We start from the raw sequence: 25,140 nt of genomic DNA on the forward strand, positions 1-25,140 counted from the left end.
GATTTCGCCGCCAACGCTCGCTCGTTGTACCCTGCTAGGCGCACAAAGGCAGGTTGCCCGAGCGGCCAATGGGAGCGGACTGTAAATCCGTCGGCTTACGCCTACGCAGGTTCGAATCCTGCACCTGCCACTCAGGTCAGACATGAGATTTAGGCATGCTAGGTTTTGCGAACGCAAGAGCAAAGGCGCTTCCTCCCAGCGTTATCCCAGCCCTCCGCGCAACAAGACGTCCTCGCGGCGTTGGCTACCGTGACAACGGCCTAGACCTGTAAACGGCCATTCGAGCGGAACGAGTATGCCTCTCTCCGTTTCAGACCGCTTCAACCTCGGATGGTCGCCACGTCTTTTCGAAGAACCCGTCGAGTGCGGCTCTAGAGGCGGGGTCCCACGAACCAGCCTTCGCCGGGCATGGTCTGGATCCAGTTGTGGCTTCGACGCCGTCGGGTTGTGTCGGTCCGATCCAGTTAGTGCCTGGCGTGACAGGGACGTCGTTGTCAAGCGTTCTCATCGGCACGGATGGTTTGCAGGGCTGCCCGCACGGATCCTCAGTTGTCTAGCGATTCGACTCGTTCGCTGGCGATGACCCGCAACGATGTGCTGGAGTTTTGATCGCTGGCCCGTCGACGCATGTGCGTTGAGCTGTTGCATTGGCACTTGCTGTCGGCGCACTATTGGAGATCATGCTCGACAAGGCCCTGACTCCCGAGGAGGAGCGCCGAACATTCGACGCGGTGCTCGTCCGTGCGCTCACCGATGGACAGCGGTGCTCGTCATGCTCTGGCTTGCATCCCGATGTGCTTGACGCCATCGATGCGGTCGCCGAAGCGTGGCTCAACGAGCCCGCGTCGCTGGCAGCCATTGCGCGCAAGGTGTTCGACGACTGCGCGGGTTCTCCGCGCAAGAACTAGACGTCGGTCCCCGCCGGCGGCCACCGCGACCTGGCCGATCGGCTCGGAGAACAAGTCGGCGGAGACGACATGGGCCGGCGAGTTTCGTTTGGTCGGTCAACCGAGGGCGTGGTCGGCTAGCGCCGCTATCACCGGTGTGAGCAGCCGCGCGTACTCGGTAGTGACGTGGTTGTCGTCGCGGTAGACGAGCGTGTTGCCGACGATGGCCGGGCAGCGGTGCTGCGTGCAGAAGAGGTCGGTCAGGTCGGCGTATTCGCCGCCGGCGGCGCTGACCACGGTGCGTTCGTTGGCGATGCCATCGCGGTTGACAGCCGACTGTAGCTGCGGCGAGCAGGCGGAAGTGTCGTCGAGGTGTTCCGACAGGCATGTGGGGACGCTCGATTGCGGATCGGGGACGGGCCCGAGAACTAGCACTGCGGCGCCGGTTGCTCGCAGTGCCGCGACCAGCTGGGTCAGGGTGTTCATCCAGGCAGGGTCGTAGGCGGTGAAGGAGAAGTCGGCTCCGTAGCGGCGCGACATGCTCAGCACGATGAGCGCGGGGTGTTCAGCGTGCAGCCGCGACATGATCTCGCCGCGCCACTGCTCGCATTCGGTGTATTCGCGGCCGAGGTAGGGACTGGTGATGGGCAGGTCCTGTAGTGGGCACGTCACCTTGCCAAGCGTCTCAAGCCGCCAGTGCCGCTGTTCGGCGACCTGAGTGAACGCCGGCTCCCACATCGCGGCGTGGGAGTCGCCGACCAGCGCCACCGTCGTCGGTGAGGAGGGTTCGCCCGAGGCGCAGTCGTCCTGGCCGACCTCTTCCCACGAGCGGACGCAGCCGTTGAGGAAGACATCTGGCTTGTCACCGGGAGCGTCGTCGAGCGTCGGCGAGAGGTTCGATGGCACTGCTTTCGGGCCGGCTGAGGCGGCTACAGCCCCTTGGATCTGTGCTGTCCACCCCGCCAGGGCGGCGTCGCGCGGATTGATGGATGGCGACTTTATGCCGGCCGTGGGCCCCGACAGCGTGATAGTCGCGGCGGCCGCTCCCTCGCCGACGGGAACCGGGCGAACAGCTAACAGTGTAAGGGCCACGCAGACGGCAGCCGCGGTCGCAGTCGCCCCGAGCAGCAGACTGCGCGTCACGGACTGGCGCAGCGGTTGGGCGAACCGGGCCGGGTTCTCGATCAGTACCAGTGTGACGGCGGCCAGCGCGGCCGAGATCGCGGCCAACGCCACCCGTTCGAACAACCCGAGAGGGTGTCCCACCACCGCCGGTGCGAGCACCAGCACCGGCCAATGCCATAGGTACCACGAATACGACAGCCGACCGATCGCCCGCAGCGGACGGTGTCCCAGGGCCCGGCCTGCACCCCGCTCGGATGACGCGCACCCAGCACCGATGATGAGCGCGGTGCCGAGGACCGGCAGCAGCGCGGCCGTTCCCGGATAGGGAGTCCTCCCGCTGAGCTCAATGCAACTGGCGACGAGGACCGCGAGCCCGCCCCATCCGGCAATGACCACCGCGATTGCGGACAACCGTTTCCAGGCTGGCGCCGACAGAGCTATCAGGCCGCCGAGCGCCAGTTCCCACGCCCGGGACGGTAGCGAGAAGAACGCCCACGGCGGCATGGTGTGCGTCCACACCAGTGACAGCACGACGGAGGCGACGGCAAGGGCGGCGAGAACCGCGGCGTAAGGCCGCATCGACGCCCCGGACCACCGACCTCCAGCTGCTGCGCGACGACGAATACACCAGGCCGTACCGATGATCAACGCCGGCCACAGCAGATAAAACTGCTCCTCCACACCAAGTGACCAGTAGTGCTGAAAAGGCGACGGCGCCGCATCGTCGGCCAGGTAATCGGTGCCATGTAACGCAAACCGATAATTGCCGACATAAAGCGCGCTGGCGACGGCGTCGCCCAACACTGCCCGCACCTGCAACGGAGGAAGCACAGCTGCCGCGGTAACCGCAGTCACAACTCCGACGATCGTCGCGGCGGGCAGTAATCGGCGGGCCCGGGCCGCAAAGAACCGTGCGAGCGTGACCGTGCCGGTGCGCGAGGCCTCCCGCCAGAGCATCCCGGTGATCAAGAAACCGGAGATCACGAAAAACACGTCGACGCCGACGTAGCCGCCCCCGATGCCCGGCACACCGGCGTGGAACAGCACAACGGCCAACACGGCCACCGCGCGCAGGCCTTCGATGTCGGCACGAAACGTCGTTCCTGCAGACGTGCGCCGCTGCCCGGCGGTATTCGCAACGCGCGATTCCCCGGTAGGACTGCAGCTGTTGTCGAGACGCCCCCCGGGCGCGGCAGTTGTCACTGCGCCGCATCATCTCATGTCGGGCTGCCGGCGCCGCTATACCCCGCCCAGCGGGGGCTTGGCTCTACGAGACTCCTCAGATGGTGGTCTTTGCAGCGGGGCGTCATGCCGACCACGGGGTGCGACTTCACTTGCGCCATCGAGTGCCTTGAGAGATCGCTGCGCGGTGGGTCAGTGTTGTAGCGGGCCGGCTGTGGATACAGGTCGGGCAGAAGCACCAAGAACAACTTCGGCTAGTTGTGCCGAGCTAGAAATCCGCGGCGAGGTGCAGTTCGGCATCGAGGGCGCGCTCGGCGCTGTGTACTCGGCCATCGGCCAGCCCGAACGAAACGTCGGGTGCAGCGCCCACCGCGCACGCGGCTGCGACACCCATACACTCACCCGACAATGCTGGTCGCCGCACTGGCGATGACCGGGGCCGGTGAGCAGGCGCAAGCCGCCGCGAACGGGCTGTTCCCGCCACGGCAGCGAAGTTTCAACGGACCGCCACTCCACAGCGGATGCCGCGCACTACCCCAGAAGAACTCGCTCTAACAACCGCCTTCGCGCTCGCAAGTGATTGAGCACCGGGTTCTGGGGATCGGAACCGTTTAAGCGGGACTCAAAAACATGTCGTTTCACATCCGCACCGCTGGGTATGTCGTGAGTTCTCTCGGCCTACTGCTAGGAGTCCTCATGGCCCGCGCCACTTTGTTTCACCAGATGCACGATCTCGGCCTCGCTGCCTGGTTCGGCGGGACGCTCGCCAACGCCGTCGCGCTCAATCCCGCCGCCTCCGCCGGTGGTTACTCGTCGCGAGTCGGTGCGGTCGCGAACGAGGGATGGAACCGGTGGACACCGGTGAACGCGGCCGCAATCGGCGTTCACCTGATCGGCGCCGCCGGCCTGCTCAAGCACGACCTCGGTCGGACGGCAGCGCAGAAGGGCGTGCCCACAATGGCAATCACCAAGACGGTCCTAACCGCCGCGGCGTTGGGTGTGACAGCGTACAGCCGCGTGCTCGGCAAAAAGGTCGCCGAAGATCACGCTGTTCCGGCTTCAGACGGCACCACGCCGAATGCGGCCACACCACCAGAGGTCGCCAAAGCGCAGATACAGCTCACGGTTCTCCAATGGGCGGTGCCCGCACTCACCGGAGGTCTTGCCGCCATCGGAGCGTACGCATCAGAGCAGTACCGGCCCGAAGAGGTGACAAAAGGCCTAGTTCAACGGCTGCGGCCCTAGGAGTCTGCTGAATGGTGGGGTTATGGGCGGGGTGCCTCGACCGCATTCCGGCAGGCACTTATTGCTGGTGCGCTAATCGCGCTGGCGACGACCCCGATGATGAAAACAGCTTCGGTTCTTGATCGCCGACGTGGCGCTGATCTACGCGCACGCCCGCTGTGTCCAAGAGTGAAGCGAACGGCGGCGCCCTTTCCCGTCAACACCAGCAGCGCAGTCCGCACCGGCGACAGTTGGAGCTGGCTGGCTCACAGAACACCAGCCGCCAGAGATTCGCCGAACTGTAGCGGTAGTCACCGACAAGCAGGACGACGCGTCGCTCGCTGAAGTTAGGTCTTCTCTTGCATTCGGTTGAGCATTTCGCGGGCGACGTCGCGCAGTTTGATGTTGCGCCTTTGCGATTCGTCTCTTAGTTCAGCGAACGCTGCATCTGGGTCACAGCCATGCAAGGCAATGAGAGCGCCTTTAGCCATGTCGATGTCAGAGCGAGAGAGGAGTGCGGTCTCGAGCTGGGTGACGGCTTCTCGGGATTTCTGCCAACGGCTGGAGTTGCTGATCGCTTGGCCGGCGGCCACGCTGTACAGCCGCATGAGTTCGGCGTCGTAGGGATCGAATGCGGACGTGGTGTGGCTGTAGATGTTGAGCGAGCCGACGAGTTCTTGCTCGCTATCCACACCGTCGATGAGCAGGGGAACCGACAAACTTGCGCGGATCCCTGCTCGTTGCGCGGCCTCCACGAATTCCGGCCACCGTTGATGTTCTTCGTCGATGACCGCTCGCAGCGGCGTGCGCTGCAACGCAGCCTCTAAGCAGGGCCCTCGGCCTGACTCGTACTGTTCGGTATCGAGTTGCAGCGCCTCTTCATCGGTACAGGCCGCGGTGCGGGAGTCAGGCCACGACAGCACCGAAATGCTGATGATGTCTGCATGCGGGATCGCGGCGAGCGCAGTTTCGGCGACCCGCCCCGCGACATTGTCGAGGGGTTCTTCGGCGGCGAAGAGGTTTCGTAGATCGTCAATCGCCTGAGCGGTGGTGAGGAGCCGGGCCAGTGGGTCGGAGGAGTCCGCCGACTTGGGGGTGGGGGAGAGGGTGTCGTCGTGTGGCATTGAAGGTCGGCTTTCGGGTCGTTCAGTTGCCCACGCTTCGCTACCAGAAATGCATTGAGCCCAGCGGCGGCAACCTCTCACGGCTGTGTGATCCGCTGACAGCGCGAGAACCGAAACGTTGACGGCGAACCGGTGAGTCCAGGCCGACGCTGTGCGTTTCAACGCTGAGGGAAGGCACCTGGGTCATCTAACAACGGAAATGTTCAACGCCATCCGGCTAGACCCGTTGATGGAACCGATACTACCCACCGCATCTAGTTTTACGCCCAACCAACGAGACGCCCGGACTTCATAGACGGTCCCGCTGGCTCATGTTGCTGAACCAGCGGGACCTAAGTCATCGTGGAAGCCGGCTTTCTCCACCACGACCTAGGCGCCCTTTACCCGACCTGAGCTGCGGCAAACGAAATTCAGCCCGCCGCCGGAGGGGACAGGCGGCGGGCCGAGCGGTACCCGAGAAGCGATTATCCATAGAAATACTTCGCGAGCCTTCAACGTCGAATCGGCGCGCCTACCGGCGTAGCTTCTAAGTGCATGGACTCAATATCTCGGCGTAAGCGGCGAGGCGAACAAATCGCCCGGAGGCTTGAGCAACTCGCCGATGGGCAACCTCCGACACAGGCTGATGTCCGTCGAGCGGCCGAGCGCAGCGCCGAAGCATACGAGAGCGCGGCAGCAGCGCACGATGCAGCCGCTCGCAAGCACGACGCGAGGGCTGCAGATCTCGAAGGCGGCGACGCGGCGAATTACGAAGCCGCCGCAGCTTGGCACCGCGCCGGGCGAGACGCCGATACAGCCGCAGGCGCCGCAGCGAGAGCCCAGAAGGGTGGCCCCGGCCACTCCGAGGAATGACCCGGGCCGATGCAGAATGGCCGCTGCGAGCCCAGCCCGCCTCCGCCTACGCCAACCCACCGATTTGAGGTCCGCGGGGGCCGCTCGAATGCCTGCTTGCGGTCGCGCGCCCCAGGGTCACTTCCAGTGGGGCACAATGCACCACCACACTGACCAACAGCTCCCTTGTCCTTACGGATGCCCGCGCAAACCGAACTTTCGTCTGGCAGCTCACGAAGAACGGCTGAAGCGAAAACGCTCAAATCATTTAGCGGGGCGACTTCGTAGGTGAGACGGACGTGGCTTCGATTCGCACCCTGCAAAGATCGTTCGTCGATCCGTCGCGTTAACGGCTGCCCGCTCGCGGGAAGTTGGTGCTGCGGTGTTCCCCGCGCGTAAGCGGCGGGACGTGCTCGATGGCACCGGCTGCCCGTCCGAGTGCGCCGCTGAGCTTGCGGCCAAGGGCGGCGACTCGGCCACTGGTCCGCCGCGTTGCCTGGTCGAGTCGGTCGCGGCCCCGGTCAATGATGGTCAGCGGGAGTGCCGCAGCGACGTTGCCAGGTGGCCGACGAGCGACCACCGGATGCGGGCGGGTAGGCGCGATACGTCGGACCAGTCCCCACGTTCGGCCCATCGACACCAGTTTGTTGGTCGTCACGGCTGCCTGCAGCTTGGGCAAGAGCTCGTCTTCCTCATCCCCTTTAATTCTCCTCCTTCGCATGCCCATCGCGCAGCAGAGCAAACCTCATCTCCGCCGGCAGGCCAGACATGCCCTGCTGATCAGCTCGTGGTGTCCACCGCCGCGCCCGCCAGCGGCTTCTTCACGGATTCACAGACGTCTTTGGCTACGATCAAAATCACCGGTGAAACTCACGAAGTCGTATCGTTGCGAGGTGGCACCGTCTAGGGCAGTGAGGGTTGCGCGGCTGCACGGGGCGTTCAACGTTCTCGGCGGACTCTGGCCGTTAGTGCATATGCGGAGTTTCGAGGCCGTGCTGGGGCCAAAAGTTGACCGCTGGCTGGTCTATACCGTGGCAGGACTTATGGGGTCGATTGGGGCAGCGCAGTTAGCCAGCACCGCCGACCCACCAAGTGTGCGCCAGGCGAGACGGATCGGAATGGGATGCGCCGCCACGTTAGGCGCAATCGACTTAATCTATGTCCCCCGTCGCCGGATCAGCCCGGCGTATCTCATCGATGCGCTAGCCGAGGCCGGGTGGCTTATGGCCTGGGCGACCACTCCAATCTCCGACCACACGAAAATTAAACACACGTCCTAACGACAGTATTACTGCCAGGTGTTTGTCCGCCGCCGTCCGTGGCCGAGGCAGGCGGACGTGGCCGACGAGGACTTGATTCGTCCCGAGGCGGGTGACCATTCGGGCGTAGGTTCGAAGGCTTGGTCATCAAGCGCCATCGACGGTCCAAGCTGCTCCTTGGACATGCCAGAGCCCTGGGCAGCGCGTACCCGACGGGCCTGCGGCGAAACGCCTCCAAGTCGCGGCTTGAACGTCGTGGTTTTTGATGGATCCGGTTGAGGCGACGCCAAGATCGGCGGGCGTGGTTTCGTTGTCCCGGCACCGGGTAAATCAAGGTCCGCCCTGGTGCTCTGAGGAAAGGAACAACGATGGCAACCAGTAATCCGGGCCGGCCGGGTGCGATGTCGCGGTTCCCGACCGATGTGCAAAAGGCCGCTCTCGCGGTTGGAGCGGTGTTCCTGCTGGTCGGTATCCTTGGATTCATCCCCGGCATCACTACGGACTACGACAGCATGACGTTCGCCGGGCACGAATCCGGCGCAAAGCTGCTGGGGATCTTCGAAGTGTCGATACTTCACAACTTGGTGCACTTGGCGTTCGGGTTGGGCGGTCTGCTGCTGGCCCGCACCTGGTCCGCGGCGCGCGGCTTCCTCCTCGGCGGCGGTGTCATCTACCTGCTGCTGTGGCTTTACGGTCTGCTCATTGACTTCGAGAAGCCGATTAACTTCGTCCCGGTGAACAACGCCGACAACTGGCTGCACTTCGGGCTGGGCGTCGGCATGGTCCTGCTCGGCGTACTGCTGTCCCGGCGCCCAAGGCTGGAGCGCGGCGTGGACACCCGCAGCACCCCGCGTACTGGCCGGTAAAGACCGCGCATCCGCGCCTTAGTGTTACCTCCACGCTGCCGTCCTATCCGAATCGCCTCAGACCGTCGGAAAGGCGGGCGAGTAAACGCACACGGTTAGAACATTGTTTCACCTGCAACCGGGTCGCGACGGTCCTAGCGGTTCGCCAAGGGTGTATCACTCGCACATTCTTGGCCGGAAGGGTCGACGATGCCGTCGGTTACGCCGAAGCGGCCCAGGAGGCCGTCACCAGCGGACGCTTCGACGAAGTTAGCAAGGACGCCGAAGACGGGATCGGCAGCCCGTATGCGGCGATCGGACAGACGGACCGCTGGGTTGAGTGGTGCCTCACCGTCATCGCGCGCCGCCCGGCCACTAATGTCCACGCAAAGGCATTGTTGGCCATCGCGCAAGAGAATGGCCGGTTCCGATGACGAGGTGAATGCGGCCACGGAAGAGCTCCTTGCCGCCGCCGACAACCCGACAACCGCAACCTGGGCGCGTGGGGACTGGTCGCGTATGGCGTGACCGACCGTGACGTCACTGCCGCGGCCGCCTGTGAAGCTCCTCCGCCGGGGCCTGACAATCGCGCAAGACAAGTGGCAGCCCGATAGACCTAGACAAGCATTGCGGGGACCCTGTCTATCCTTGCGCCCCCGACGGTGAGCCCGTCGACGCCCTCGACGGCGTGATCGGGTCGATCCGGTACTACTACTACTACTACTACTACTACTACGACTACGACTCCGGCAGCTTCTTCCTAGTGGAGAGGTGTCGCTGGCCGGGATCCGAAGGCGATGTGATTTGGGTTTGGCGAAGGCCAGCGCGGTGGGCAGGTGTACTTCCGGAGGTCGTTTGGATTCGTGACGTTCGGCAATCCGACGACCGGGCTTGGGTGCCGTGTCATTACCACTCTCTAGAAGGATCGCAGCACCATGGGATTCACCACACCGACGCTTCCCGACATCGACAAGGAAACCTGGTCGCAGCTGCCGCGTCGGCAGCGGCTGCAGACCATGACCCGGCACTGGACCGAGCACGGCTTCGGCACACCGTCGGCGGTCTACCTGCTCTACCTCGTCAAAATGGCCACATACGTTGCCGGTGCGGCGGCTGTCATCTCCTTGACGCCGGGTCTGGGCGGCTTTTCACACATCGCCTCGTGGTGGACCGAGCCGATCGTCTACCAAAAGGTCGTCGTCTTCACGTTGTTGTTCGAAATCCTCGGACTGGGCTGCGGGTCAGGCCCTCTCACCCTCAGGTTCTCCCCGCCCTTCGGCGGATTCCTGTACTGGCTCCGGCCGGGAACCGTCCGGCTGGCGCCCTGGCCCGGGAAGGTCCCGTTCACCGGCGGAGACACGCGCACGATCGTCGATGTCGCACTTTACGTGGTCGTGCTCGTCTCGGGCGTCCTCGCGCTCCTCTCACCCGGCCGAGGCGGGCCCGCCACCGCCGCCGGTGACGTCGGCCTGTTGAACCCCATGCTCGTTGTGCCGCTCATCGCGGCGCTAGCGCTGCTGGGACTGCGCGACAAGACGATCTTCCTAGCTGCCCGCGCCGAGCACTACGGTCTCACACTGTTCGTGTTCTTCTTCCCGTTCACCGACCAGATCGCGGCCTACAAAATCATCCTGCTGGCGCTGTGGTGGGGCGCAGCCACCTCCAAGCTCAACCACCACTTCCCCTACGTCGTGGCGGTCATGATGAGCAACAGCCCGCTGCTACGCGGCAAGGCGTTCAACTGGTTCAAGCGCCGGCTGTACCTCGACCCCGTCAACGACCTGCGCCCATCTTGGCTGCCGAAGATGATGGCTCACGTTGGCGGGACGACCGCAGAGTTCGTCGTCCCGGCTGTCTTGGTCTTCGTTGCCGACGGTCGCCCCTGGGCTTGGTTGCTCATCGGATTTATGGTGATCTTCCACCTCAACATCATTTCCACCATTCCGATGGGCGTGCCGTTGGAGTGGAACATCTTCTTCATCTTCTCGCTGTTCTACCTTTTCGGATACCACGGCTCCATCACGGTGTACGACCTCAACTCCCCGCTGTTGCTGGCCATCCTAGTCGTCGCACTTGCGGTCATCCCGATCCTGGGAAACCTTTTCCCTCAACAGATTTCGTTCCTGCCCGCGATGCGCTACTACGCCGGCAATTGGGCGACGAGCGCCTGGTGCTTGCGTCGCAGCGCCGAAGACAAGATCGAGGCAAATGTCAAAAAGGTATCGGCACTGGGCAACCGGCAGCTTGCCAAGCTCTACGACCCAGCGACCGCCGAGGCCATGCTCGACAAGCTGATGAGCTGGCGTGCCATGCACTCCCACGGCCGTGCCCTCAACGCGCTGGTGTCACGCGCGGTCGATAACGAAGCCGACTACGTTATTCGTGACGGCGAATACATCGCAGGACCGGTGCTGGGATGGAATTTCGGTGAGGGCCACCTGCACAACGAACAACTCATCGCTGCATTACAGCGCCGCTGCAACTTCGATGCGGGCGAAGTCCGCGTAGTGATTCTAGAAGGTCAGCCGATCCACAAACAACGGCAGTACTACCGGATCATCGACGCCAAAACCGGGCTCATCGACGAAGGGTACGTCGATGTTCATGACCTGCTCACACGCCAGCCCTGGCCCGAGGACGCCGATGACTTCCCGGTGCACCCGAGCACCAAGCCCTAGAGCAGGCGTTGAGGTCCCAGGGGCCAGCCCGATAGTGCGGATACCGCCTCCGCAATGGAGCAGCGACGTTAGCTGAAGCGGCGAATCACATCCCAGCGCCGTCCCAGCAGCCAGGGGTTTACGCTGGTCTACCGCAAACCTCCGCAACTCAACCGATAGTCAACGTTAGTCAGCCACATTGCGTCGATTACGTTGTGACACAAGGGCCCTCGCTGTCGATCCGAACCCTCTATCAGCATTGACGTCGGTTAGCCGAAACCGGCCGCAAACGGCCGGGATGGACTGTAAATCCGTCGGCTTACGCCTACGCAGGCTCGAATCCTGCACCTGCCACCCATATATGCTTGCCCGCCGGTGAGCGATGCGGCGAGTTCATAAATCTGTCGGCGGGCGTGGTCGCCCCGGGCCGACTTGCGAGACAAATACGGTATCGGCACCGTGGGCACCGCCCGATCGAGCAATGCTGTTCACCAGCCCACCGTCGAAGAAATGCTCGCCACCGATGCACACCGGTGGGACGATCCCCGGCAACGCACACGACGCGAGAATTGGCTCGATCAAGTTTCCTGTGCTGAACCAGTGCCCTTGGGCACTTTCGATGCTGGCCGCGACGCACTCGAACGGCACCGCGAGCTCGAAAGTTTGCGCGGGCAATCGGTCACACAACATCCGGCGAAGTTCGCTATTGCTGTGTAGTGCCGTCCTGCGGCGCATGACTTCGGCGGCCCGCCGGATGAGCGACCCGCCAAGGACCCCTCCTGGGCAAGCGCGTCCCATATCGCCAACAATCGACGCGCGCCTCCGGGTGTCGGATCTGCTGCGACAACTGCGCCGTTGATCGCGCCGACCGAGGTGCCGCACACGAGGTCGGGACGAATTCCCGCCTCCAGCAATGTGCGTGCCATCCCGGCTTCAGCAGCGCCGAGGACACCCCTCCGCCTAGCACGAGCGCGATGCATGTCATTGAATAGCTATACCCGCAGAACCGCAGGTGACGCGGTCCGGCGAGTGCTAGCGGTGCGGCCAAGGGCTCCTACACCGGCAGCCCAAGATGGGGTTACTGTCGAGTAGGTCAAACGTTGGGAGGTCTCCGATGGCCGTCACTGAACAAGTCAACGAGCGACAGGCCAGGCAGGCCGCCGAAGAGGCGCGCGAGGCGCAGTGGGAGCGACCCAGTTTCGGCAAGGAACTGTTCCTCGGCCGTTTGCGGTTGGACCTCGTTCACCCGCACCCCAGCGGCACCGCGGAGGCCGTGAAGCGCGGCGAGGCGTTTCTGAACAGCCTGCGCGATTTTTGCGAGTCGCAGATCGACGCCGCTGTGATAGAACGCGACGCGCAGATTCCGGACAAGGTGGTCCGCGGCCTGAAAGACCTCGGTGCGTTCGGCATGAAGATTGCGAACGAGTACGGCGGGCTCGGATTGTCCCAGGTGTACTACAACAAGGCGCTCGCACTCGTCGGCTCGGTACATCCCTCGCTGGGCGCGTTGCTTTCCGCGCACCAGTCAATCGGCGTGCCGCAACCGATCAACATGTTCGGCACCGACGAACAGAAGCGAGCGTGGCTGCCCCGCTGTACCCAGGAGATCAGTGCCTTCTTGCTCACCGAACCGGACGTCGGCAGCGACCCGGCCAGGCTGCACGCCACCGCCACTCCTGATGGCGACGACTATGTGCTGAACGGCGTCAAGCTATGGACCACCAACGGCGTGATCGCCGACCTGCTAGTGGTGATGGCCCAAGTCCCCAAGAGCGAGGGACACCGGGGCGGGATCACCGCCTTCGTGGTCGAAGCGGATTCACCGGGCATCGTGGTGGAGAACCGCAACGCGTTCATGGGGTTGCGTGGCATCGAAAACGGGCTTACCCGGTTGACCGAGGTACGGGTACCGGCGGCGAACAGGATCGGCAAGGAAGGCGACGGGCTGCGGATCGCGCTGTCCACGCTCAATGTCGGACGGTTGTCGCTGCCTGCGGTCTGCGCCGGAGCAATGAAATGGTTTGAAGATCGCTCGGGAGTGGTCTCGAGAGCGTGTGCAATGGGGCAAGCCGCTCGGCGAGCACGAAGCGGTGGCGGGAAAGGTCGCGTTCATCGCGGCCACCACCTACGGGCTCGAGGCGATGCTCGACCTTGCCAGCGAGCTGGCCGACGCCGGCCAAACCGACATTCGAATCGAGGCTGCGCTGGCCAAACTCTACGGCTCGGAGATGGCCTGGCTGGTCGCTGACGATTTGGTACAGATTCGCGGCGGACGTGGCTTCGAGACCGCCGAGTCGCTGGCCGCGCGCGGCGAGCGAGGGGTGCCTGTCGAACAAGTCTTGCGCGACTTGCGCATCAACCGGATCTTCGAAGGCTCGACCGAAATCATGCATCTGATGATCGCCCGCGAGGCGGTGGACGCGCATCTATCGGTAGCCGGAGACATCATCGACCCGCAGGCCGACACCCGGCGCAAGGCGAGAGCGGCCGCTAAGGCCGGCAAGTTTTATGCCCGCTGGCTGCCCACTTTGGTCACCGGCAAAGGCCAATTGCCAACTGCATTCGACGAATTCGGACCGCTGGCGACGCACCTGCGCTATGTCGAACGGGCCAGCCGCCGGCTGGCGCGCAGCACCTTCTACGGGATGTCGCGCTGGCAAGGCAGGCTCGAGCACAAGCAGCGGTTCCTGGCGAGGATCGTGGACATCGGCACGGAGCTGTTCGCAATGACCGCCGCATGCGTCAGGGCACAGCGTGATAGGGCGGACGGTACCGCCGTCGAACTCGCCGACGCGTTTTGCCGTCAGGCCCGGGTTCGGGCCGAGCTCCGGTTCGATCAGCTTTGGCACAACTGCGACGACTCAGACCTCAAGCTGGCACGTGGCGTGCTCGAGGCTCGGTACAACTGGCTTGAAGAAGGGATCCTTGACCCGTCGATCGAAGGCCCTTGGATTGCGCAGGAGGGCGGTGGCATCGGCAAGTCCGATGTGCACCGCTCGATACGCTGATGATTCGGGCTGCCAGAAGTCGCGACTGATGTAAGGCGTCAGGACTGCTCGGCACGAGCAGGCACCCAGACATCGACTTGGATCCAGGTTCTTTCGAGCCAGGGCTCCAGCCGTTTCGGCGGTGGAATACGAGTGGCCGGCACCACAGCTGTGCGGATGCAATCTCCTCTCAGCCCATCCCAGCCGCCAGGGTTTAACGCTGATCTCCCGCAAACCTACGGAGATCAACAATACTCTCCGCTAGTCGGCTACTCGGTGCCCAGATACGTTGTGGCACAGCGGGAACACGATCTGGTCCAAGCTTGCGACCTGCACCGATGGTGGTGAGCTGAATCTTTTGGTGAACGCCGGGGATGAACTGTAAATCCGTCGGCTTACGCCTACGCAGGTTCGAATCCTGCACCTGCCACCGAGGTCAGAAGTGCCTTTGGTTTGTCCTGATGGGTCTAAGAACCCGTGATCGTCTGCAGTTGTCTGCAGTGGCTTTTGCGGCTGCGTTGAAGGCACTGGCGACTGCGTCGAGATCTGAGTGTGTGCCGTGCTGCGCCCAAGGGGTTATGCGGCAGATGGTGGTGTGCCTACAAGTACAGCGCTGAGCTGACAGCCGGTGGGACCAGCCTTCAGTCCCTCGGCGAGCAGCTTCGTGGTCGGGTTCTCAGACTGTCTGGCTACCTGCCGGACTTGTTGGCGGCCGAAGCGGCCCAGGTGGCTGCGTTGCCGGTGCTCATGTGCGGCGACTGTAGGCGTTTTACAGACCGCAACCAGAGTTACCAACACCAGCGCCGACGCTGAAGCTTCCATACTTCGAAGGAACAAGTGGCCAGCATTTTTGGCCCGCCACACCCGAAAAGGCGGGGCGGGAACAAAAAGTAAAGAGTTGCGGACTCAGACCTAGTGCCGAGCAGAAGCGGGGGTTAGCGGACCCATGCTGCTTCTTAACACCGAAGTTGCACCGCCGACCACCTAGCTGAGGAACCCAGAGGCAACCATGCCATCCCCTCGCTTACTTAAGCGTACCCGTATCACGTCCGTTAAAACGCACTTCAGAACGCTGTGGCCGACCGATCGAGAGACGTAGGCTGCAGAAACAAGCGGGAGGGGATGGTATTGAGCGACGGAACCGAGAATGACGTCACTGCGGATTTAGCGCGGATGGCGCGCGCTATGCAGACTCAACAAGGCAGTGATCTCGATGTTGAACGGCTGTTACTTGAAGTTACGGAAAGTGCCGTGCGTATGCTTCCGGGGGTGGCTCACGGCGACGTGACACTCGTGGTCAACCGCCGCCGCCGAGAACTCGCTCCGGTGGCGACCACGGGGCCGGTCCCGCGAATCATTGGCAGTTTGCAGGAGAAGCATCAGCAGGGGCCGTGCATAGAGTCGATGTGGGACCACCACACCGTCCGCGTCGATGACTTTGAGGCCGAGAAACGTTGGCCCAACTTCGTGGCAGATCTCGTCGAACAGACTGGGGTGCGCTCAAGCTTGTCGATCGAGCTCTACACCAACGAAAGCGAACTCGGAACACTGAATCTGTACTCCGAAGAATCCGGCACTTTCACGTCTGAGGTTGAGGAGTTCGCATTGGCGCTGGCCACGCACGCGGCCATCGCGCTGGCCAGCGCCCGCCGCGGCGATCAACTTCAGAGTGCACTCGCTTCGCGGGACACCATCGCCCAAGCCAAGGGCATCATTATGGAACGCTTCCAGGTCACTTCGGTCGCCGCTTTCACGATGATGACACGGCTGTCGCAGGAATCGAACACCTCTTTGTATGAGATCGCCCGCAAGCTCGGCAACCCGTAGGCTGCCTGTCGAAACCTACGCCCGCTTCCGCGTGCGCGAGCGTGCCAATCGCGATCATCTCGCCAGCGGCCAGGTCCTTTCGACAGAGGGTATCTAGCAGTTAGCAGCAAAGCCAGGCCCGTCGAAGCCAGCCTCAACGGGACCATGGCTCACGTGCCCGTCACCGGCATGGCGGCCCATCCGTAAGCACGGACGCATAAGACCTTGCCACCCAGGTCTGAGCCGCTATCGGGGGTCACGGCGGCCGCTTGAGGTCACAGCTAGATGAATGTCGCTTTCCCCGAGCCGGACTTCGGCCCACCCGAAGTGTGGTCGGTATCAGCCTTCAAATAGACCCATTGGGCATACGTGTAGGTCTCGGTTCCGTCCGCAGGCCTGACAACCAACGTGCCCGCAGCGGACAGCTCGTACCTGTCCTTGTCTCCGTACTCATGGAAAATTCCCTCGTCCGCGGAGAGGTACACGGTGAATGCCATAGTTCGAGCGTGCCATGAGCGCGCGACCGAAACCCTCCGTTGACCACAGTGATTTGGCTCCTAGGTCCTCGCGCTCCGGTTCTGGTCGGTTCGCGGCTTGCGGCGAGCAGTCCTAAATTGTCGGATCTGGCAATTACGGGAGTGCGGTCCGATCTGCTCATTTGACTCCGCCAGCAAGCGCCCAGCCGTACTCTGGCCCCCGTCTCACCGACCGACCGCTTCCAATGGTGGTTGGCGCGAGACCCCATCGAAGAAGGTAAAGATGTCAAAAGATCAGAACATCGAGACATTGAACAAGGGCTACGCCGCGTTCTCCTCCGGAGACGCCGAAGGGGCTATGCGGGACCTCGATGACAACATCGAGTGGGTCGAACCGGGCAACAGCGCGATCAGCGGCACGTATCACGGCAAAGCCGAAGTCGGTGAGTTCTTCGCGAAGCTGGCGGAGAAGTCGTTCACCACAACCCCTAACCGGTTCATCGCCGACGGCGACGAGGTGATCGTGCTGACCGAAATCAAGGTAGGCGGCGAATCGGCTCAGAGCGCCGATTTGTACAGCTTCCGCGACGGGAAAGTCGTAAGAGCTGAAAACTTCTCGGACACAGCCATGATGGAGCGGGTCTTCGGCACAAAGTAAGCGGTCGCTCCGACTCACGGGCGCACAGGAGACGAGGTATTCACGCTGATCTGTCCCGGCGGCCTAAGCCTCGGCTTGACGCCAGGACACGATCCGCTGCATTCGCCGCTATATCGGTCGGTCTTCAGCACGCTCGCCGCACCGTGGTCTTCGACGGTCGAGCGTTTTCGATTCGGCGGAACCTGTCCTCGGACGCTGTCTCAGGTGCGTCGTCGGACGTGGCAGTGAGGAAACGATCCGGAAGGGCCAGCTTCATGATCGTCCGCAGAACGAGCAGGTATTGGCGGACCAGCGGACCGGTCGTGTAGGGCAGATCGTAGGCGACGCACACAGCTTTCACCCGCCGGGCGATGTCCGCGTAACGGTTGCTGGGAAGATCGGGGAAGAGGTGATGTTCGATCTGATAGCAGAGGTTCCCGCTCATGAACGCCAACACCGGCCCCGCGTTGAAGTTCGCCGTACCCAGCATTTGGCGCAAGTACCATTCTGGCTTCGTCTCGTCGACCAGTGCGGCAGTGACAAATTTCTCGGCGCCGTCCGCGAAGTGCCCGCAGCAGATCACCACGTAGGCCCAAACGTTGCGCATCAAGTTGGCCGTCACGTTGGCTGTGGCGGTGCGCCGCCACCGCCGGCCGCTGAGCGACGGATAGAGTACGTAGTCCTTGGCGGCCTGGCGGGCGATCTTGCGGACGAAGGCTTTGGTGTGAGTTGATCTGTCGGCATCGGTTGTTGCGCGCAGCTTCTCGGAGTACAGGTCGTGCAGCCCGATGCCCCATTCAAAGGTGATCGCCATCAACAGGTTTCGTAGCGGCTGCGTCAGATTACTTGGCTTCCACGTCTGGTCGCGGGTGACTCGCATGACTCCATATCCGAGGTCCTCGTCCATGCCGACAACGTTGGTGAAGACGTGGTGGCGGTAGTTGTGGGAGTAGCGCCACTGCGACGATGGGCCGACCATGTCCCACTCCCAGGTACCTGAGTGTATTTCCGGGTCGTTCATCCAGTCCCATTGACCGTGGCCGATGTTGTGAGCGAGTTCCATGTTCTCGATGCTCTTCGCCGCGGCGAGCGCTGTGGTTCCCAGCACCCAACCGACTTTGCCCTTGCTCAAGCCGATCACGAGGCGCGAGGCGACTTCGAGGCCACGCTGAAATGCGATCGTGCGATGAATATATGCCCGGTCTTTCGCGCCTAGCGACTGCTCGACATCATGGCGGATTCCCTCCAGGTCGGCGGCGAGTGCCTCCAGCTCTGCGACGCTGAGATGCGCGTATTCAGCGACATCGGTTATGGCCATCGTCCGTCAAACCCTTCAGGCGCGATTTGGAGTCCCCGGCTTGCGCAATCTCGACCAGCACAGCCGCCGTGAACAACTCCCACGGGCTGAAGGAGTGAAGCTATACATTCACTACCCACAACGAGCGAAAAAGAATCAGACGGGCCTGGTGCAGATGGAAGCTCCGGGTCGAAGACGAGATCGAGCCGGGAGGCCCAGCCACCGGGCTAAGCTCGCAATATGGAGCCCGAGTCCGAAGAAATCCCAGATTTCTCGCCGTTCAGCAGAATCAGACGGATAGCTCTTGATCCCGAATCGGTGGTCGGTAAGGAGCTTGTCGAAAAATTCGAGCAGCTTGACGAGTCCTTCAACGGCAAGAACAAGAGTTGGTCCGCGATCGTGAAGCTCATCGCGCTGAGCGCGATGTGCGTCAAGGGGGTGATCGACCTGGAAAAGCAGGTGATCGACCTGAGGCGCGAGGTGCGCTCCCGCGCCGAAATGTGATGCGCTGAGCGCAAACTTTCACACTGTGCATGCCAACAACAGCCGAGCAAGTTCCAGCGCGGGCCTCAAGCCGTGCTCCTCATAGAGATCGCCACTCACTGCACGACGGCGGTGGCTCTGCCCTCGAGCCCCGTGTCGGAGTGAACGTCGAGTCACCGTCGAGCGGACAGGGAAGGCCCTTGGGTGAGTTAACCCCCGAACAGTTCACTCACCTCGTGCTGCTCGCGGCGGCGCCGCCGGACCGGGTCGGCGAGGTGGTGGCGAGCCTAGTTGGTGATCAGCTCACCATCGGCCCTCTTGAAGTCGGCCCGGGAGGGGTCGCGTCGGCAACGGCGCGAGGGACGCGCGGTGAGGTCCGCGTCGACAAATGTGATGACGACTACTGGCGCCAAGTCATCACCGTCCCAATCGCGCTGTCGGTCGACGTGCGGTTAGCGGGACAAGTCGTCCGCTATCGCGGCGAAGTTGAGGTACAGATTCGATTTCGGTTGCGTCTCGACCCCCCCTGCGCGGTGACTGTTGAGCTCGAAGAGGTGCGCGAACAACATGTCCGTACAACCGTCGATCCGGTCGGCGTCGGTGCTCGCCTCATCGGCTGGGTTGGTGGAGTAGACGAAATCGTCGCCGAGCAGGTGCTGTGTTACGTACGAGATCTGATGTCCAGTCCAGAGTTCGACGCCGCCATGCACATAGACGTGAATGGACTGATGAAGCGCGCATGGGACGCCGGCCTGGTCGTCGCGCTGCCCGCACGCTCGTCCTCACACAGTTCATGATTTCAGTCGCCACGACACTAGTAATCGACTCGCGGCCTGATCGGACTGTTACCTGGGCGGCGAGGGACTAGCGGATAAGCCCGATGTCTGACTCTGCACGTGGCTCTGAGGGCGGGGAGCGAGCGGTACCGCTCACCGAATCCCAGGAGCTGGGCGAGCCGGCCATGGTACGCAAAATGGCTGCACGCCAGTAACCTCGCCGCCTGGCACGGAAACGCCGTTGCTCTCGCATGAGAATGTTATTCTCCTGCTGATAGGCCGGGAGGAATGGGTCGGTTTCGGGTGGGGCTCGGGCGTGCGTCGAAAACGTGTGTTGAGAAGGACGGATAAGAGATGTTTTCCGCAATTCTGATCGAGAAGGGCGACGAGGGGCAGTCGGTGGCGGTCACCGAGGCCGAAGAGGGGCAACTTCCCGAAGGCGACGTCAGTGTCGAAGTGGAGTACTCGACGTTGAACTATAAAGACGGCCTCGCCATCACCGGTAAGTCACCGGTCGTCCGCAAGTTCCCGATGGTGCCCGGCATCGACTTTGCCGGCGTAGTCACCGAGAGCACCCATGCCGACTGGAAGCAGGGCGACCGTGTTGTGCTCAACGGGTGGGGCGTGGGCGAGACTCACTGGGGCGGCCTCGCCCAGAAGGCCCAGGTCAACGGCGACTGGCTGGTGCCGCTGCCGTCGGAGTTCGACTCCCGTCAGGCGATGGCGATCGGGACAGCCGGCTACACGGCGAGCCTCTGTGTCGACGCTCTGCTGGTTCATGGGGTGTCGCCCGATCAGGGTGAAGTCCTGGTGACAGGCGCGACGGGCGGCGTCGGTAGCGTCGCGGTTGCGTTGTTGACCAACGCCGGGTTCAAGGTCGCCGCCGCGACGGGCAAGGCGTCGGAGGCCGATTACCTTCAGCAGCTAGGCGCCGCCACGGTGTTGGACCGTGCCGAATTCGCCGAGAAGGGCAAGCCGATGCAGAAGGAACGCTGGGCCGGAGTGGTCGACTCCGTCGGCAGCCACACGCTCGCTAATGCGTGCGCACAAACCCGCTACGGCGGCGCGGTTGCCGCCTGCGGCTTGGCCCAAGGCATGGATTTCCCCGCCTCGGTCGCGCCGTTCATCCTCCGCGGCGTCTCGTTGCTCGGCATCGACAGCGTGATGGCGCCCAAGCCTCGACGCTTGGCCGCCTGGGAGCGGCTATCCCGCGATTTGGATCCCGGCGTGCTCGACTCGATCGCATCGGAAATTACTTTGTCAGAGGCGATCGATGCGGCCGGCCGACTGATGGACGGCACGGTGCGCGGACGGATCGTTGTGGACGTCAACCGCTGATCGGGGCGCCAATGGCTACGAAAACGACCAAACGGCAAACGAAGTCACAGAACACCGTCGAGCTGGACCTGTCCGATGTCGACCACCGGGTAGGTAAGCCGATCGGCGGTGGCCAGCTGTGGGATCCCTGCAGCTCGTCGGACATCCGCCGCTGGGTGATGGCGATGGACTACCCGAACCCCATTCACTGGGACGAGAAGTTCGCCCGCGAATCGAAGTTCGGCGGCCTCATCGCGCCGCAGTCCATCGCTGTCGCTTTGGACTACGGGCATGGTGCGGCGCCCGCCTGTGTGGGTCATATTCCTAATAGCCACCTGATCTTCGGCGGCGAGGAGTGGTGGTTCTATGGTTGCCCTATCCGGCCGGGAGACCAGCTGTTTCAAGACAGACGCTTCCACGACTACAAAGTGGTCGAGACGAAATTCGCCGGGCCGACGATGTTTTCGCGTGGCGACACCGTTCACAAGAACCAGCACGGCACCCTGGTGGCGCGCGAGCGGTCAACCGCGATCCGCTATCTCTACGAAGAGGCGACCAAGCGGGGCATGTTCGAGAATCAGCTCGGAGAGATCAAGCGCTGGACGCAGTCCGAGCTCGAAGCGGTCGACCGGCTGCGCCGCGAATGGCTGGAGTCAAATCGATTCGGCGTGTCACCACGTTTCGACGAAGTAAAGGTGGGTGACACGCTGCCTCGGCGGGTCATTGGTCCGCACAGCATCGCCAGCTTCACCACCGAGTACCGCGCCTTCCTATTCAACATCTGGGGCACCTTCCACTGGGTGGCTCCGCCCGGAATCAAAGACCCGTGGGTGTACCAAGATCCGGGCTGGGGCAAAGACTTTGCCTTCGACGAAGAGGACGCGATGATCGACCCGCGTAAGCGCGACGGACTTTACGTCGGGCCTTCCCGCGGCCACATCGATGCCGACCGAGCGAGCGAAGTCGGCATGGCCCGCGCGTACGGCTACGGCGCAACGATGGGCGCGTGGTGCACCGACTATCTGGCCTACTGGGCCGGTCACGATGGCATGGTGCGCCACACCAAGGCGGACTTCCGCGGGCCGGCCTTCGAAGGTGACGTGACGTACTTCGACGCCGAGATCATCGACAAGCAGACTCAGTCGACATGGGGTGTGCCGCTCGTCCAGGTCAAGCTGCGGCTGACGAGCCAGAACGGCGAGGGCCTGGTGGACTGCACCGCCGAGGTGGAGCTGCCAGTCTGATCATGGCCGCTGGAACCAACACTGGGACGAATCGGGCTGTCACGCAGTCTCTTTCGCTGGCGTCAGGGCCTGCGCTTGCTGAAGAACCCGGTCTCGGATCGCTGACACTGCCGGGCTTCCTCCATGAGGTGACACAGCTGTACGGCCAGCGCGAAGCGCTGGCGTTTCCGATCCCCGGGGGCGCGGTCCGCTGGTCCTACGACGATCTCTGGGAACGCGCGGTCGACGTGGCATGCGCCCTGCGCAGGGGTGGCCTCGGCAAGGGCGGCCGGGCCGGCGTGTTGATGACCAACCGGCCGGAGTGGATCGCCGCGGTGTTCGGCATCGGACTCGCCGGTGGCGTGGCGGCTACGTTCAGCACGTTCTCCACTCAAGCCGAACTCGACCAGCTATTAGCTGCCTCCGACGTGTCGGTATTGCTGTTCGAGCGGGCGGTGCTCAAGAAGGATTTCGCCGAACTGCTCACCGACTTGGAACCCGGAATCACCACAGCGGGACCCGACGAACTGCGCTCAACGAAGTATCCGTTCCTGCGCCGGCTCGTCACGGTCGGCGAGTCCGCACCCGGGATGGAAACCTGGGAAGACTTCCTGGCGTCCGGCCGCGGCGAGCCGCGTGAGTTGGTTCACGCAACCGCAGCCGCAGTGCATCCCAGCGATCCGGGGGTGCTGTTTTTCTCGTCGGGTTCCACCGGCAAGCCGAAGGGCATCCTGAGCGCTCATCGGGGGGTGTCCATTCAAATGTGGCGCTTCCGTCGGATGTACCAGTTCGACCCAGAAGACGACGTTCGCTGCTGGTCGGCCAACGGCTTCTTCTGGTCCGGCAACTTTGCGATGTCACTCGGCTCCACGTTGGCCGCCGGCGGTTCGCTGGTACTGCAGTCGACCTTCGCGGCGGCCGAGGCGCTCGACCTCATGGCCGCTGAACGGGTCAACTTTCCGTTCGCTTGGCCGCATCAGTGGGCTCAGCTCGAAAGCGCACCCAACTGGGACCGCGTGGACTTGAGCAGCATGCGGTTCGTCGACTTCAAAACACCGGTCGCGCGGCACCCAACCGTGTCGACCAAGTGGTTCGAGCCAGGCCATGCATACGGAAGTACCGAAACCTTCACCATCTCCACCGGCTACCCGGCCAACACGCCGCCAGAAGTGCACGCCGAAAGCAGCGGTGTGGCGTTGCCCGGCGTCAAACTCAAGATCGTGGATCCACTGACAGGAGCCGTCGTCCCCCGCGGCGAGCGCGGCGAAATCTGCGTCAAGGGCCCCACGCTGATGCTCGGCTATATCGGCACCCCGCTCGACGAAACACTCGACGCCGAAGGGTTTTTCCGCACTGGCGACAGTGGCTATCTAGACGACGCCGACCGGTTGTACTGGGAGGGCCGGCTCACCAACATCATCAAGACCGGCGGTGCCAACGTCTCGCCGCTGGAGGTCGATGACGCCCTCGCGTCTCACCCTGCGGTCAAAGTGGCGCACACCGTCGGCGTGCCGCACGAACCGCTCGGTGAGGTGGTCGTCGCGTGCATCGTGCCACACGATGGTGCGCAAGTGACCGCCGAAGAAATCCGTACCTTTCTGGCGCAGCGGCTGGCCAGCTACAAGGTGCCTCGTCACGTGCTGTTCTTCGCCGACGACGAGATTTCGGTGACCGGCAGCGCGAAGATCAAGTCGGCCGAGGTGCGGGAACTGGCCATGAAGCGGCTCGGCGGCTAGGTCCGTCGAGCAACGCGCGTGCCGTTGAAAGACCCGATGACGCAATAACCAAGTGCGCCGCCGAGCACGGCAAACTTGATGATGGCCGCTCTTCGTGCGCGGCGTGCATTGATGTGGAGTTCGGTGCGCTTGAGGACCTCGAGCAACGACATTCCCTCAACGGCATCGGCCGCCACTGCCGGGATGACGACCGCAGGCACCACAGGCGGGTGTCCGTGGACGCTGCGGACTCGCTCCAGAAGCAGTGCAGTCCATGTGCCGTATGTAAGCATGTAGCCGAAGTCGAGCCATAGCGACAACTTGGCGGCGCGCTCGCCGTCGGGTCCCCACTGCACCATGATCTGCTCAGCGCGAATTCCATTGCCCGCCAACTCGAATGGAATGATACCCGGACCACCCGACCGGCGCATGCGCTGCTCGAGAATCAACATGACGGCGGTGTAGCCCGCAAAACCATACGTCGCTGCCGCCAGCGTCGCGCCGCGTCGCCATTGGATGCTTCTCATCATCGCAGCAATCTAGCGAACCGGCGACGTCGATACCGGTTGCCGACATCGTTGTGCTGGGTAGGTGCTTGCTTTCGGCTCCAGCCGGTAGCGTTCCCAGACTCGCGTCAACTCAGGGGTCAACACAACCATCGCGCTGGCCGTCGATGTCATCGTCGCGAAAGCCGAACAGCTCGCTGGCGGTGCAGCTGTCGAACAGCTGAGAATGTGTCAGCTCCGCGCCGTTTGGTTTGGCGTTGGTGTAGACGATCAGCGCAGTGTCGTCGGCGTCGGTCGGCTCGATCTCTTCGGTGTTCTGAGCGAAATACAGCTCGTCGAAATGATGTGTGCCCGCAGGGAGGTGTGCATCGATAGGCGCCTTCGCCACGTATGTTCGCAGCCCGTCTATTTCGGTTGCGCCGCGGACCGCCTCCTCTGCCGACGCCTCGAATGTGATCAGTAGTCGTGCCCCGCAATTGGTGAGGTGATAACAGATCTCCGGTGCGCGCAGCCGCGGGTCCAGCGACACCAGCACCGCGCCGACTTTGAGAACGCCGAAGTAGGCGAACAAGGAATGGGGCACGTTGGGCAACTGCACCGCCACCTTGTCACCGCGACCCACTCCGAGGTCGCGGAGGCTGGTGGCGATGCGGCCTGAAATCTCGTCGATCTGGGCGTAGGTGATGGTGTGCCCTCCTTGGCAGAGCGGTTTCTGGGGATAGGCGCTGGAAGATTTACGAAGAATGGTGGCGAAGTTCAAGCTCATCGAAGGCTCCGATCGCC

22 protein-coding genes, 2 tRNA genes and 1 pseudogene are annotated in these 25,140 nt (G+C 63.1%); 15 read left to right on the top strand and 10 right to left on the bottom strand.

The features are described 5' to 3' along the window. The first annotated feature begins 47 nt into the window (after positions 1-47). Together C6A82_RS03415 and C6A82_RS03420 are read left to right on the top strand one after the other, a co-directional pair. Positions 48-130, top strand: a tRNA-Tyr gene (locus C6A82_RS03415). Positions 131-680: 550 nt separating this feature from the next. Continuing rightward, positions 681-908: a hypothetical protein gene (locus C6A82_RS03420; protein ID WP_311101657.1), complete on the top strand. Its 228-nt coding sequence runs from the start codon at positions 681-683 to the stop codon at positions 906-908. A gap of 96 nt (positions 909-1,004) precedes the next feature. On the opposite strand, the gene C6A82_RS03425 is transcribed toward C6A82_RS03420, so the two are convergent. Together C6A82_RS03425 and C6A82_RS03430 are read right to left on the bottom strand one after the other, a co-directional pair. Further along, positions 1,005-3,215: an acyltransferase family protein gene (locus tag C6A82_RS03425; protein ID WP_105342725.1), complete on the bottom strand. Its 2,211-nt coding sequence runs from the start codon at positions 3,213-3,215 to the stop codon at positions 1,005-1,007. A gap of 247 nt (positions 3,216-3,462) precedes the next feature. Then, the gene (locus C6A82_RS03430; RefSeq protein ID WP_255419217.1) at positions 3,463-3,588 is read right to left on the bottom strand and encodes a hypothetical protein; all 126 of its coding nucleotides are present in this window, start codon (positions 3,586-3,588) and stop codon (positions 3,463-3,465) included. Between the two features lie 302 nt (positions 3,589-3,890). Between C6A82_RS03430 and C6A82_RS03435 the strand changes: the two genes are divergently transcribed. Further along, complete coding sequence (locus C6A82_RS03435) at positions 3,891-4,439, top strand: hypothetical protein (protein WP_105342727.1); 549 nt, start codon at positions 3,891-3,893, stop codon at positions 4,437-4,439. A 326-nt stretch (positions 4,440-4,765) separates the two neighbouring features. Here C6A82_RS03435 and C6A82_RS03440 read toward each other — a convergent pair whose 3' ends face one another. Both C6A82_RS03440 and C6A82_RS03445 read right to left on the bottom strand, forming a co-directional pair. Continuing rightward, positions 4,766-5,542, bottom strand: a complete 777-nt coding sequence (locus C6A82_RS03440; protein WP_105342729.1) for an ANTAR domain-containing response regulator — start codon at positions 5,540-5,542, stop codon at positions 4,766-4,768. Positions 5,543-6,719: 1,177 nt separating this feature from the next. Continuing rightward, entirely contained in the window at positions 6,720-7,031 is a 312-nt protein-coding gene (locus C6A82_RS03445; protein ID WP_142405886.1) for a hypothetical protein, read from the bottom strand. A 969-nt stretch (positions 7,032-8,000) separates the two neighbouring features. Here C6A82_RS03445 and C6A82_RS03450 point away from each other — a divergent pair. The 4 genes from C6A82_RS03450 (at position 8,001) to C6A82_RS03465 (ending at position 11,492) form a co-directional block, all read left to right on the top strand. After that, on the top strand, positions 8,001-8,498 hold the full coding sequence (locus C6A82_RS03450; protein ID WP_396836771.1) for a DUF4383 domain-containing protein: 498 nt from the start codon (positions 8,001-8,003) through the stop codon (positions 8,496-8,498). Between the two features lie 170 nt (positions 8,499-8,668). After that, on the top strand, positions 8,669-8,911 hold the full coding sequence (locus tag C6A82_RS03455) for a hypothetical protein (RefSeq protein ID WP_105342736.1): 243 nt from the start codon (positions 8,669-8,671) through the stop codon (positions 8,909-8,911). 501 nt (positions 8,912-9,412) lie between these two features. Next, positions 9,413-11,155, top strand: coding sequence for a DUF3556 domain-containing protein (locus C6A82_RS03460; RefSeq protein WP_105341788.1), 1,743 nt, complete (start codon positions 9,413-9,415; stop codon positions 11,153-11,155). A gap of 242 nt (positions 11,156-11,397) precedes the next feature. Beyond that, positions 11,398-11,492, top strand: a tRNA-Tyr gene (locus C6A82_RS03465). Between the two features lie 35 nt (positions 11,493-11,527). On the opposite strand, the gene C6A82_RS26900 is transcribed toward C6A82_RS03465, so the two are convergent. Together C6A82_RS26900 and C6A82_RS03470 are read right to left on the bottom strand one after the other, a co-directional pair. Next, positions 11,528-11,824, bottom strand: a complete 297-nt coding sequence (locus tag C6A82_RS26900) for a patatin-like phospholipase family protein (RefSeq protein ID WP_396836772.1) — start codon at positions 11,822-11,824, stop codon at positions 11,528-11,530. Next, positions 11,713-12,114: a patatin-like phospholipase family protein gene (locus tag C6A82_RS03470; protein WP_311101660.1), complete on the bottom strand. Its 402-nt coding sequence runs from the start codon at positions 12,112-12,114 to the stop codon at positions 11,713-11,715. The genes C6A82_RS26900 and C6A82_RS03470 overlap by 112 nt, the downstream gene beginning before the upstream one ends. 134 nt (positions 12,115-12,248) lie before the next feature. Here C6A82_RS03470 and C6A82_RS03475 point away from each other — a divergent pair. Beyond that, positions 12,249-14,142, top strand: a pseudogene (locus C6A82_RS03475) (acyl-CoA dehydrogenase family protein). A 1,107-nt stretch (positions 14,143-15,249) separates the two neighbouring features. Further along, positions 15,250-15,948 carry an ANTAR domain-containing protein gene (locus C6A82_RS03480; RefSeq protein ID WP_233217071.1) on the top strand — a complete coding sequence of 233 codons (699 nt, stop codon included), beginning with the start codon at positions 15,250-15,252 and terminating at the stop codon, positions 15,946-15,948. Positions 15,949-16,208: 260 nt separating this feature from the next. Here C6A82_RS03480 and C6A82_RS03485 read toward each other — a convergent pair whose 3' ends face one another. Continuing rightward, a complete protein-coding gene (locus C6A82_RS03485) occupies positions 16,209-16,424 on the bottom strand; it encodes a hypothetical protein (protein WP_105347343.1) in 216 nt (71 codons plus the stop codon). A 262-nt stretch (positions 16,425-16,686) separates the two neighbouring features. Between C6A82_RS03485 and C6A82_RS03490 the strand changes: the two genes are divergently transcribed. Continuing rightward, positions 16,687-17,061: a nuclear transport factor 2 family protein gene (locus C6A82_RS03490; RefSeq protein ID WP_105347341.1), complete on the top strand. Its 375-nt coding sequence runs from the start codon at positions 16,687-16,689 to the stop codon at positions 17,059-17,061. Positions 17,062-17,185: 124 nt separating this feature from the next. Here the strand turns inward: C6A82_RS03490 and C6A82_RS03495 are convergent, their stop codons facing one another. Continuing rightward, positions 17,186-18,358: a fatty acid desaturase gene (locus C6A82_RS03495; protein WP_105347340.1), complete on the bottom strand. Its 1,173-nt coding sequence runs from the start codon at positions 18,356-18,358 to the stop codon at positions 17,186-17,188. 219 nt (positions 18,359-18,577) lie between these two features. Here C6A82_RS03495 and C6A82_RS03500 point away from each other — a divergent pair, with 219 nt between their 5' ends. The 5 genes from C6A82_RS03500 (at position 18,578) to C6A82_RS03520 (ending at position 23,872) form a co-directional block, all read left to right on the top strand. Continuing rightward, positions 18,578-18,841: a hypothetical protein gene (locus tag C6A82_RS03500; protein ID WP_105347338.1), complete on the top strand. Its 264-nt coding sequence runs from the start codon at positions 18,578-18,580 to the stop codon at positions 18,839-18,841. A gap of 215 nt (positions 18,842-19,056) precedes the next feature. Continuing rightward, entirely contained in the window at positions 19,057-19,617 is a 561-nt protein-coding gene (locus C6A82_RS03505; protein WP_105347336.1) for a hypothetical protein, read from the top strand. A 333-nt stretch (positions 19,618-19,950) separates the two neighbouring features. Further along, positions 19,951-20,934 carry an MDR family oxidoreductase gene (locus tag C6A82_RS03510; RefSeq protein WP_105347335.1) on the top strand — a complete coding sequence of 328 codons (984 nt, stop codon included), beginning with the start codon at positions 19,951-19,953 and terminating at the stop codon, positions 20,932-20,934. 11 nt (positions 20,935-20,945) lie between these two features. Then, positions 20,946-22,157 (top strand): MaoC family dehydratase N-terminal domain-containing protein, encoded by a 1,212-nt coding sequence (locus C6A82_RS03515; protein ID WP_105347333.1) that lies wholly within the window; start codon positions 20,946-20,948, stop codon positions 22,155-22,157. A 2-nt stretch (positions 22,158-22,159) separates the two neighbouring features. Then, positions 22,160-23,872, top strand: coding sequence for a class I adenylate-forming enzyme family protein (locus C6A82_RS03520; protein ID WP_105347331.1), 1,713 nt, complete (start codon positions 22,160-22,162; stop codon positions 23,870-23,872). Here C6A82_RS03520 and C6A82_RS03525 read toward each other — a convergent pair. Together C6A82_RS03525 and C6A82_RS03530 are read right to left on the bottom strand one after the other, a co-directional pair. Next, complete coding sequence (locus C6A82_RS03525) at positions 23,869-24,381, bottom strand: hypothetical protein (protein WP_105347330.1); 513 nt, start codon at positions 24,379-24,381, stop codon at positions 23,869-23,871. The genes C6A82_RS03520 and C6A82_RS03525 overlap by 4 nt on opposite strands. Positions 24,382-24,490: 109 nt before the next feature. Then, the gene (locus tag C6A82_RS03530; protein ID WP_233217069.1) at positions 24,491-25,123 is read right to left on the bottom strand and encodes an AMP-binding protein; all 633 of its coding nucleotides are present in this window, start codon (positions 25,121-25,123) and stop codon (positions 24,491-24,493) included. Positions 25,124-25,140: the final 17 nt, after the last annotated feature.

The organism is Mycobacterium sp. ITM-2016-00318 (assembly GCF_002968285.2).
GTDB lineage: Bacteria > Actinomycetota > Actinomycetes > Mycobacteriales > Mycobacteriaceae > Mycobacterium.

Bases quoted from the DNA above. Each gene is read 5' to 3' on its own strand.
- C6A82_RS03420 (WP_311101657.1), top strand. From the start codon at position 681: ATGCTCGACAAGGCCCTGACTCCCGAGGAGGAGCGCCGAACATTCGAC.
- C6A82_RS03430 (WP_255419217.1), bottom strand. From the start codon at position 3,588: ATGGGTGTCGCAGCCGCGTGCGCGGTGGGCGCTGCACCCGACGTTTCG.
- C6A82_RS03435 (WP_105342727.1), top strand. From the start codon at position 3,891: ATGGCCCGCGCCACTTTGTTTCACCAGATGCACGATCTCGGCCTCGCT.
- C6A82_RS03440 (WP_105342729.1), bottom strand. From the start codon at position 5,542: ATGCCACACGACGACACCCTCTCCCCCACCCCCAAGTCGGCGGACTCC.
- C6A82_RS03450 (WP_396836771.1), top strand. From the start codon at position 8,001: ATGGCAACCAGTAATCCGGGCCGGCCGGGTGCGATGTCGCGGTTCCCG.
- C6A82_RS03460 (WP_105341788.1), top strand. From the start codon at position 9,413: ATGGGATTCACCACACCGACGCTTCCCGACATCGACAAGGAAACCTGG.
- C6A82_RS26900 (WP_396836772.1), bottom strand. From the start codon at position 11,824: ATGTTGTGTGACCGATTGCCCGCGCAAACTTTCGAGCTCGCGGTGCCG.
- C6A82_RS03470 (WP_311101660.1), bottom strand. From the start codon at position 12,114: ATGCATCGCGCTCGTGCTAGGCGGAGGGGTGTCCTCGGCGCTGCTGAA.
- C6A82_RS03485 (WP_105347343.1), bottom strand. From the start codon at position 16,424: ATGGCATTCACCGTGTACCTCTCCGCGGACGAGGGAATTTTCCATGAG.
- C6A82_RS03490 (WP_105347341.1), top strand. From the start codon at position 16,687: ATGTCAAAAGATCAGAACATCGAGACATTGAACAAGGGCTACGCCGCG.
- C6A82_RS03495 (WP_105347340.1), bottom strand. From the start codon at position 18,358: ATGGCCATAACCGATGTCGCTGAATACGCGCATCTCAGCGTCGCAGAG.
- C6A82_RS03500 (WP_105347338.1), top strand. From the start codon at position 18,578: ATGGAGCCCGAGTCCGAAGAAATCCCAGATTTCTCGCCGTTCAGCAGA.
- C6A82_RS03510 (WP_105347335.1), top strand. From the start codon at position 19,951: ATGTTTTCCGCAATTCTGATCGAGAAGGGCGACGAGGGGCAGTCGGTG.
- C6A82_RS03515 (WP_105347333.1), top strand. From the start codon at position 20,946: ATGGCTACGAAAACGACCAAACGGCAAACGAAGTCACAGAACACCGTC.
- C6A82_RS03520 (WP_105347331.1), top strand. From the start codon at position 22,160: ATGGCCGCTGGAACCAACACTGGGACGAATCGGGCTGTCACGCAGTCT.
- C6A82_RS03525 (WP_105347330.1), bottom strand. From the start codon at position 24,381: ATGATGAGAAGCATCCAATGGCGACGCGGCGCGACGCTGGCGGCAGCG.
- C6A82_RS03530 (WP_233217069.1), bottom strand. From the start codon at position 25,123: ATGAGCTTGAACTTCGCCACCATTCTTCGTAAATCTTCCAGCGCCTAT.